At 63.5% G+C, this 8,848-nt stretch carries 8 protein-coding genes; 6 read left to right on the forward strand and 2 right to left on the reverse strand.

What is annotated here, in order from left to right:
• Window positions 1-17 precede the first annotated feature (17 nt).
• Together H578_RS0101675 and H578_RS15350 are read left to right on the forward strand one after the other, a co-directional pair.
• Complete coding sequence (locus tag H578_RS0101675) at window positions 18-1,043, forward strand: LLM class flavin-dependent oxidoreductase (RefSeq protein WP_022871977.1); 1,026 nt, start codon at window positions 18-20, stop codon at window positions 1,041-1,043.
• Window positions 1,044-1,114: 71 nt separating this feature from the next.
• Entirely contained in the window at window positions 1,115-2,626 is a 1,512-nt protein-coding gene (locus H578_RS15350) for a serine hydrolase (protein ID WP_169558486.1), read from the forward strand.
• A 33-nt stretch (window positions 2,627-2,659) separates the two neighbouring features.
• Here H578_RS15350 and H578_RS15820 read toward each other — a convergent pair whose 3' ends face one another.
• Window positions 2,660-4,444: an ABC transporter permease gene (locus tag H578_RS15820; protein ID WP_156837163.1), complete on the reverse strand. Its 1,785-nt coding sequence runs from the start codon at window positions 4,442-4,444 to the stop codon at window positions 2,660-2,662.
• Between the two features lie 10 nt (window positions 4,445-4,454).
• Entirely contained in the window at window positions 4,455-5,453 is a 999-nt protein-coding gene (locus tag H578_RS0101690) for an ABC transporter ATP-binding protein (RefSeq protein WP_022871980.1), read from the reverse strand.
• Between the two features lie 203 nt (window positions 5,454-5,656).
• Here H578_RS0101690 and H578_RS0101695 point away from each other — a divergent pair, with 203 nt between their 5' ends.
• The 4 genes from H578_RS0101695 (at window position 5,657) to H578_RS0101710 (ending at window position 8,693) form a co-directional block, all read left to right on the forward strand.
• A complete protein-coding gene (locus tag H578_RS0101695) occupies window positions 5,657-6,370 on the forward strand; it encodes an ABC transporter ATP-binding protein (RefSeq protein WP_022871981.1) in 714 nt (237 codons plus the stop codon).
• Window positions 6,367-7,659: an ABC transporter permease gene (locus H578_RS0101700; RefSeq protein ID WP_022871982.1), complete on the forward strand. Its 1,293-nt coding sequence runs from the start codon at window positions 6,367-6,369 to the stop codon at window positions 7,657-7,659. The genes H578_RS0101695 and H578_RS0101700 overlap by 4 nt, the downstream gene beginning before the upstream one ends.
• Before the next feature lie 73 nt (window positions 7,660-7,732).
• Window positions 7,733-8,317, forward strand: coding sequence for a hypothetical protein (locus H578_RS0101705; protein WP_022871983.1), 585 nt, complete (start codon window positions 7,733-7,735; stop codon window positions 8,315-8,317).
• Window positions 8,318-8,477: 160 nt separating this feature from the next.
• Window positions 8,478-8,693, forward strand: coding sequence for a hypothetical protein (locus H578_RS0101710; protein WP_156837164.1), 216 nt, complete (start codon window positions 8,478-8,480; stop codon window positions 8,691-8,693).
• The last annotated feature ends 155 nt before the right edge of the window (window positions 8,694-8,848 follow it).

Consider the following 8,848-nt stretch of genomic DNA (forward strand, 5'->3'; position numbering starts at 1 on the left):
AGGAGGTTGCCCTGACCATGAGCAAGAAGATTGGGTTTTTGAGTTTTGGGCACTGGACGCCGTCGCCGCATTCGCGGACTCAGAGTGGTCAGGACGCGCTGCTGCAGAGCATTGACTTAGCTGTCGCGGCGGAGGAGATAGGGGCCGACGGCGCTTACTTCCGAGTTCACCACTTCGCCCGTCAGCTTGCCTCACCGTATCCCTTACTGGCGGCCATCGGTGCCCGCACCGAGCGGATCGAGATCGGTACCGGGGTTATCGACATGCGCTACGAACCGCCGATGCGCTTTGCCGAGGACGCCGGAGCCGCTGATCTCATCGCCGAAGGGCGCCTGCAGCTGGGGATCTCCCGGGGCTCCCCAGAGCAGGTCATCGAAGGCTATAAATACTTCGGCTTCCACCCGGCGGAGGGTGAGACTGATGCGGATATGGCCCGGCGTCACACTCAGATCGCCCTGAAGGTCCTCGAAGGCCAAGGCTTCGCTGAGCCGAACCCGCGCCCGATGTTTCCCAACCCGCCTGGGTTGCTGCGGGTTGAACCGCACTCGGAGGGTCTACGGCAGCGCATCTGGTGGGGTGCCGGTTCCAACGCCACCGCCCGGTGGGCGGCGAAACTCGGAATGAACCTGATGAGCTCCACCCTGAAGGATGACGAATCCGGGGAGCCACTGCACATCCAGCAGGCCAAGCAGATCCAAGCATTCCGGCACGAGTGGGCCAACCACGACCACGGCTTCCAGCCACGAGTCTCGGTGAGCCGGTCGATCATCCCCATCGTCTCTGACCAGGACCGCGCGTACTTTCTGGGCCAGCGGGACAGTGAGGACAAGTTCGGCATGATCGATGAGAAGACCCGTGCGGTCTTCGGCCGTTCCTACACCGGTGAACCCGATCAGCTCGTCGAGGAACTCGCCGCCGACACCGCCATCCAGGAGGCCGACACCATCCTGGTCACCGTGCCCAATCAGCTCGGTGTGGACTACAACGCTCACCTGCTGGAGAGCATCATCACGCACGTCGCCACCCCGCTGGGATGGAAGTAAAGCCGGAACGTCGGCAGTACAGAGGCCGGTCGAGTAGGCCCGTGCAGGGTCCATACGGCAGAATCGGGGCTATGACATCCCCTTCTGATGTGCTTGGTCGTGCTGTGCCCACCCGGGATACAGCCCGGGGTGGCCGCCTGGTCGGATATGCCGCAGTGCTGTCCCTGCTGCTGGCCGGATGTTCCTTTGAGGCCGAGTCCACCTCTCCCAGTGCCGGTCCCACACTGCTCGATGGTGGAGAAGAAGTGCCACCCAGCGCGGACGACGACGCCAGCGCACCTGAACACAGCGTCGACTTCCCCCAGACCCCCGCCGGTGAGGCGACACAGGAGGTGGTGGAGACGCTCAACGCCTCAGCCGAGACCACCGCCGAGGATTGGGAAGATCGTCTCCACGAGGACGTCACCGCGGAGGTCTCCGCCGAAGACCTCGCCCAGACGTTGAACCTCAATATTCGTCCCGCCGGGCCCTGGCGAGCCGTCGACTATCAGGGTGAGGACTACGAGGCTGTCACGGTCATCGAGTCAGAAACCACCCAGCTGGAGCTGCACCTCCGCATCGATGAGGAAGACCAGCTCATCCAGACACTGTTCTTCGCTGATCCTCAGGCCGCTGCCGAACCGGCCGAAGGGTTTGAGGAGATCCACCAGCGCCTTGAAGACCTCCCTGGGGATGTCAGCGCCCTCGTCGTCGAAGATGGCGAACACTTGCTGCAGATCAACCCGGATGAGCCCGCGCCCTTGGCTTCGGTCTCCAAACTGTATGTCATGCTCGCCTTGGCCGATGCTGTCGAGGCCGGTGAGGCCGACTGGACCGACCCGATGGAGCTCACCGAGGAGCTGCGCAGCCTCCCCTCCGGCACACTGCAGGACCAACCGGAGGGTTACACCACGATCATCGCCGATGTGGCTCAGCGGATGATTGAGGTCAGCGATAACACCGGGACCGATATGCTCATCGACTACCTGGGCCGGGAGGCGGTGGAAGACGCCGTCGCAGAGGCCGGGCACCACAACCCCGAACTCATCCAGCCCTACCTCACCACCCGGGAGCTGTTCCAGCTGCGCTGGGGTCACCCGGAACTCGGGGAGGACTGGGAGGATCTGGAGGTCGATGAGCGCCGCGAGGTGCTCGCCGAACTCGAGGACGAGCCCTTAGAACTGGATTACCGGGACGTCAGCGGTGAGGACGTCGACCTCAGCATCGACTGGTTCGCCTCGGCCACCGATATCGCCGTATTGCTTGATGAACTCGAGGACCGCGCCGAAGACCAGCCGGAGCTGCACACCTACATGGGTGCCAACCCCGGACTCGTCAGCCCGGTGGAGGAACCCTGGTGGGAGAGCCTGGTGTTCAAGGGTGGGGGACTACCCGGTGTGGTCACCGGTGCCTGGCAAGCAGTAGACGCTGAGGGCGCCACCCGCACTGTGGTGATTCTCGCCCACCACGAGGACAGTGAACTCGGTGAGGAACGTGCCGAGATCTTCCAACTGGCCCAGGATGCGCTCATCATCGGCACCGAGAGTGAACAGGCCCAGCAGCAGGCCGAAGACGATGAGGACGACGACGCCGACACTCCCTGAGTGAGGGGTGCTGGCGTCGTCGTCGGCTCCTCTTTAGCGCAGGAAGAGCTTCTTCATCCGGTAGGTCGCCAGGGAGAGCCCCACGGCAATCATCACCGTGTAGTAGCCGATGTGTACCAGCGTCAGGGCGCTGAAGTCCCAGAAGGCGATATCGCGCATCAGCTCCACCCCGTGCCATAGCGGCAACGCCTGGATGAGCGCCTGCACTCCGGCAGGGTAGACGTCGATGGGGAACAACGTGGCCGAGAACAGGAACATCGGCATCAGGACCATCATGGTCCAGTCCATCTGCTGGAAACGGGACATGAACGTGGTCACCGCCATGCCCACCGAGGCGAAGCCCAAGGAGATGAACATGGCTGCCACCCACATCAACACCGCGTTGAGCGGGTCGGCCAATCCGGCGATGAGGACCACAGCCAGGAACCCGAAGGCGTACATCGTCCCGCGGAACAGGGCCAGACCGATCTCTCCGATGGAGATATCCAAAGGACCCAAGGAGGTGGCCATCATCGATTTGTACAGTTTGGTGATCTTCAGCTTGAAGAACACGTTCCACATCGAGTCGAAGATGGCCCCGTTCATCATCGCCACCGCCAGCAGAGCCGGGGCGATGAAGGCCGCGTAACTGACCGTCCCGCCGTCGGCGGCTTCCACCCCGGAGATCATCGGGGAGATACCCAGCCCGAAACTGGTCAAAAACAGTACCGGTTCTAAGAACCCGGAAACGAAGAGGATCCCCCGGTTATTGCGGATAGCCGCCAAGCCGCGTTGGAAAACGGCTCGGATATTCCCGGAGTACATATTGGCGGCGAATCCGGTGCGTGGCTGCGGAGCGGGTGTGGGTTTATCCGCGGTACGTGCGGCTTGCCGGGCGGCGTCTTTGGCGGCCAGGCGGGCTTCGCGCCGGGCGTCGGCGCGTTTTCCGGGGATCCGGCCACGCCACTCTTCGTAGCCCAGCCGGCGGATGAACACTCGACGCACGGCGAACCAGGCCACGGTGATGATGCACAGCAGGTATAGCACATGCACCGCCACCAGCCACCCGGCAGTGGGTTGACCGAAGGCCAGCACCCGCCCCAGCTCGTTGCCGTGGTAAATGGGGGAGACCCAGCCGATGATCTGCAGCGGCCCGGGCAGGTTCTCCAAGGGGTAGAAGGTCCCGGAGAACAAGAACATCGGCATCACAACGAAGCGCTGAATCAGCGCGGCATGCCCGCGTTCATCCCGCAGACTGGCCACATAGGCCATGATGGGCAGGCCGATGGCCAGACCGCCTGCGGCAGCGGTGAACACTTGCAGCAGCGCCAGCGGGGAGGTCGCCACCCCGAAGGCAAAGAGCACACCGATAAACACCAGGGAATGGACCAGGAACCGGCAGCACACCGCCAGGATGTGGCCGGCAGCGATCTGGCCCGGTGTCAGAGCAGTGGCCTGGGCCCCGTAGTAGAGCTTGCGCCACTTGAAGCCCTCCATCACCGGGAAAGTGAACTCGATCCCAGCGGACATCGCCACGGTGGAAGCCAGGATGGCCGGGGCGATGTACACCAGATAGCTGTCAGCCCCGTAGGCGGAGAAGTCGGTCTCCTGGCCGACGAGCACCCCGAGCCCCAGTCCCATGGCCAGGATGTACATGATGGGTTGGAAGATCGAGGAGGCCAGGATCACCCCGCCATAGGCGCGCATCGAGCGCAGGGTGCGTTCGGCCTGGAAGAGGACCCCGCGGGCTCCGGCCCGGGCGGCCAGCAGGTCCTTGTCCGCGGCAGGGGAGGGGCCGGCGGTGGTCTCGGCGTGGTGGGTCTGGGTGGGGTCGGTCACGGCGGCTTTGTTAGTCAATGAGGGTCCGTCCGGTCAGGCGCAGGAAGACATCTTCCAGCGAGGAACGGCGGATCAGGGAGGTCATCGGTTTCTGCCCGGAGGCGTGGATCTGCTCGAGGGCAGCTTCGGCGTCGTCGGCGTAGACCAGCAGCCGGTCCGGGAGCACCTCCACGTGGGAGAACCCCATGGCGGTCTCGGCCTCGCGGAGCATCTGCTCCAGTCCGGTGGCGATCTGCGGGTTGCGGTCCATGCCGAAGCGCAGCTCGAGCACCTCCCGGGTGGAGTGTTCCCGGATGAGCCCCTGCGGGGAGCCTTCGGCCATGATCTGACCGTGGTCGACGACGATGAGCCGCTCACACAGTTGCTCGGCCTCTTCCATGTGGTGGGTGGTCAACACCAAGGTGGTTCCCGATTCCCGGAGCCGGAAGAGCCGGTCCCAGAGGATGTGCCGGGCCTGAGGGTCCAGTCCCGTGGTGGGCTCATCGAGCAGCAGAATTTCTGGCTCGTTGACCAGGGCACGGGCGATCGTTAACCGGCGCTTCATACCCCCGGAGAGGTCCTCCACCCGGGCACGGGCCTTATTGGTCAGCTGGGCGAACTCCAAGAGCTCATCGGCCTTGGCCGTGAGGTACTTCCGGGGCAGCCCGAAGTACCGGCCGTACATGATGATGTTCTCCCGGACGGTGAGTTCCTCATCCAGATTGTCCTGCTGCGGGATGACTCCTAACCGGGCGCGCACTTGGGGACCCTGAGCCTCCGGGTCCAGTCCGGCCACCCGCATCTGCCCGGAGGTGCGGGCCGCCACGGCGGCGATCATCCGCATGGTGGTGGATTTCCCCGCCCCGTTGGGGCCCAGCAGGCCGAAGGCCTCTCCCTGCGCTACGGAGAATGTGATGCCGTCAACGGCGGTGAAATCCCCGTACTTTTTGGTCAGGTCCACCGCCTCGATAGCTGCTGCGGCGGAAGCGTCAGAGGGCGCACTGGTGGTAGGGGCAGAGGAGATGGACATGACCGGTAGCCTACACCCGGCCTCTGAGGATGGTAGGGGTCGTTGACCCCCTGAAGTGAGGGGGCGTCGTCGTGCGTTGTATCGAGTGTGTACTCCCCAGGGTGCATCCTGCGGTTTCCCCCTGAAGGGTGATGTGCCCGGCCGGCTCATCCGGAAGACTGATCCTCGACACACAGCTCAACTCACTTTCGGAAAGGACCGCCATGTCCACTCCAGTCCTGGAGACGGAGAACCTGGTGAAGGTCTACGGGCGCGGAGCAGCACGCTTCGAAGCGCTCAAAGGCCTCACCATTCAGATCAATCGCGGCGAGACCGTGGCCATCGTCGGTAAATCCGGCTCCGGCAAATCCACCCTGATGCACCTGCTGGCGCTGCTGGACCAGCCCACCCACGGGGTGGTGGCCCTGGAGGAGAAGCCGGTCACCCAGATGAAGCCCACGAAGATCTCCAAGCTGCGCAACGAGACCTTCGGCTTCGTCTTCCAGCAGTTCTTCCTCAACGCCAACCAGACCGTGCTGGAGAACGTGACCCTGCCGTTGAAGATCGCCGGAGTGGGTAAGGCCGAGCGCAACCGCCGCGGCATGAAAGCCCTGGAACAGCTGGAGATGGCGGATAAGGCCAAGAACAAGGCCACTAACCTCTCTGGTGGCCAGAAGCAGCGGGTGTGTATTGCGCGGGCGCTCATCAACAACCCCAGTGTGATCTTCGCCGACGAGCCCACCGGCAACCTGGACTCCGCCACCTCGGAGACCGTTGAGGAGATCCTCTTCGGTCTGCACCGTGAGCACGGAATCACCCTGGTCATCGTCACCCACGACGAAGACCTGGCGGCTAAATGCCAGCGCCGCCTCATCATGCAAGACGGCGAGATCGTGCGCGAGGAGAACGGCGCACAGACAGCGGAGGGAACCCGATGAACAGCTTCGATGTGATCCGCACAGCCTTCGGCAACACCCTGCGCTCCAAAATGCGTACCGCTCTGACGGTGATTGCCATCGTCATCGGTGCCTTCACCCTGACCCTGACCTCCGGACTCGGGGCGGGGATCAACCAGACCGTGGACCGGATCATGGGCGGCTTCGGTGAAGACGACGCCCTCTACATCCAGTCCGTGGGCGCTACCGACGACCAGCAGCAAGACGATGGTGGCCCCCCGGAGTACGACCCGGAAGCCGCTGATGACCCCCTGGCCGGAATCGGCACTATCGGGGTTCTCACTGAGGATGACCTGGACACCATCCGGGATCTTGAGGGCATTACCTCGGTGGAGGGCACCCTGATGACTGACACCGACTACCTGGAGACCCCCGACGGCGACCAGTACGCCATGAGCCTGGACATCGCCGCCAATGATGTGCTGCTGGACCTCGCCGCTGGGGAACGGCCCGCCTCCGGGGAACTGGAGTTGACCATCCCGGAGGACTGGCTGGTCATCTTTGACACCGAGAATCCCGAGGATGTGATCGGCGAGACCATCACCATCGGCGCCAGTAATGCGGTAGGCCAGCAACAGACCATCGACGCCGAGATCTCCGGGGTCTCCCACGGCAGCCTCTCCGGAGTCGGCTTCCAGCCGGTGCCGTCTTTCTCCCTGATGGAGGAAGTCCACCAGATCAACCAGGACGGATATGAAGGCGCCCAGCAGGACGCCTACATCATGGCCACCGCGCAGGTGGAGAACCTTGAGGAGAACGAAGAGGACATCAAAGCAGCACTCAGCGATGAAGGCATGCTCGGGCTGACCATGGAGGATCAGATCTCCATGTTCCAGACGGTCATTGACGCAGTGACCTGGATCCTTTCCGGGTTCGCCCTCATCGCCCTGCTGGCAGCCAGCTTCGGCATCGTCAACACCCTGCTGATGAGCGTGCAGGAACGGACCCGAGAGATCGGACTGATGAAAGCTCTGGGCATGTCCTCGGGCAAGGTGTTCGGTCTGTTCTCCATGGAGGCGGTCGTCATCGGGATCATGGGCTCAGTCATCGGGGTGGTCGCCGGACTGGGGGTCGGCTTCGGTCTCGACGCCTGGCTGACCGCCGATGAAGGACCCCTGGGTGGATTCGCCGAACTGAGCCTCTTCGGCCTCAACCCGCTGGCCCTGGGTGGGATCCTGGCGCTGATTATCGTGATCGCCTTCCTCGCCGGAACCCTGCCCGCCATGCGAGCGGCCAAGAAGGATCCCATCGAAGCCCTGCGCTACGAGTAACCCACCGCTGGGGCGTGGGTCACACGCCCGCGTCCCAGCGATAAGCTCACAGCACGCCACAAAGGAGAATGAGATGACCACCACGCCCCCTGAGGAACCGCGCAGCACCGGCAGCAAATACGGCACGGAGGCTTATCAGCCTGGCGCCTACTCCGAGGACATCAGCCAACCCCCGCAGTATCGACAGCTGTTGCTGTGGACGCTGCTGTCCATGGGTTTCTATCTCGCGGTGCAGATCCTCGGCATGGTGCCGATCTTCACCGGAGAGATGCAGGACATCCTGCGTGAGGACATGGCGGAAGTCGGTACCGCTGAGGAAATCGACCAACTGATGGAGCTGTTCGCGCTCTTCGGCATCGGATGGTACGCCTTCCTGGCGGTTGCTGCGCTGATCCTCTACCTGGTGGTCTACTTCGGTCTGAAGAACAAGAAGAACTGGGCCCGCATCCTGGGGATCGTGCTGGCTCTGCTGGGGCTGGTCTTCACTCTGGGTGAGCTGCTGCTCGGAGTCGGTACCGCTTTCGCCTCCGCGACCCTCATCATCGGCAGCCTCATCACGCTGGTGTGGGCTTCAGTCACCGTGTTCTGGCTCATCCTGGCCTTCAACGGCCGGGTGGCCAAGTACATCCAGCAGTTCTCCGCCCCGCCGAAGAGCTGAGCGAATCTGCCGGGGGTACACCTCAACACGGCTGAACCTACGGTGAGTGCCTCTGTGAGGTGAGGTGCCCCGGGTACTGCGCTGCGGCGTCGTCGGACTCTTTCCGGCGGCGCCGCAGTTGTGTGCGTAAAGCAACTATACGGAGAGTAGAGTGTGGCAAGTGACCCAGCAGCAGACCCTCGCCGCCCCTAATCGCCGGGTCATGGTGGCACTGCTGCTGCCGATGTTCGCCTCCTTGCTGAGCATCTCATCGGTGATGGTGGCGCTGCCGGCCATTGAAGCCGGGCTCGGAGCCACATCCTCTGACCTGCAGTGGATACTCTCCGGTTATGCCTTGGCGTTCGGGGTCGGGATGGTCCTGTCCCGCGTCAAGTAGTTGGCAGGATTTCCTTGGTTTTGAATGTCGGGGTGGTGGGGTCGGCCAGGCCCAGGTGCACCTCCTTGGGCCGGTTCCATGAGATGGCCTCGTGGGGCCGGAGCTCGTTGTACTCGATCCGGTAGTCCTCGGCCCGCTCGGCGAGCACGATCGCG

It is taken from the genome of Nesterenkonia alba DSM 19423, from assembly GCF_000421745.1.
GTDB classification, from domain to species: domain Bacteria; phylum Actinomycetota; class Actinomycetes; order Actinomycetales; family Micrococcaceae; genus Nesterenkonia; species Nesterenkonia alba.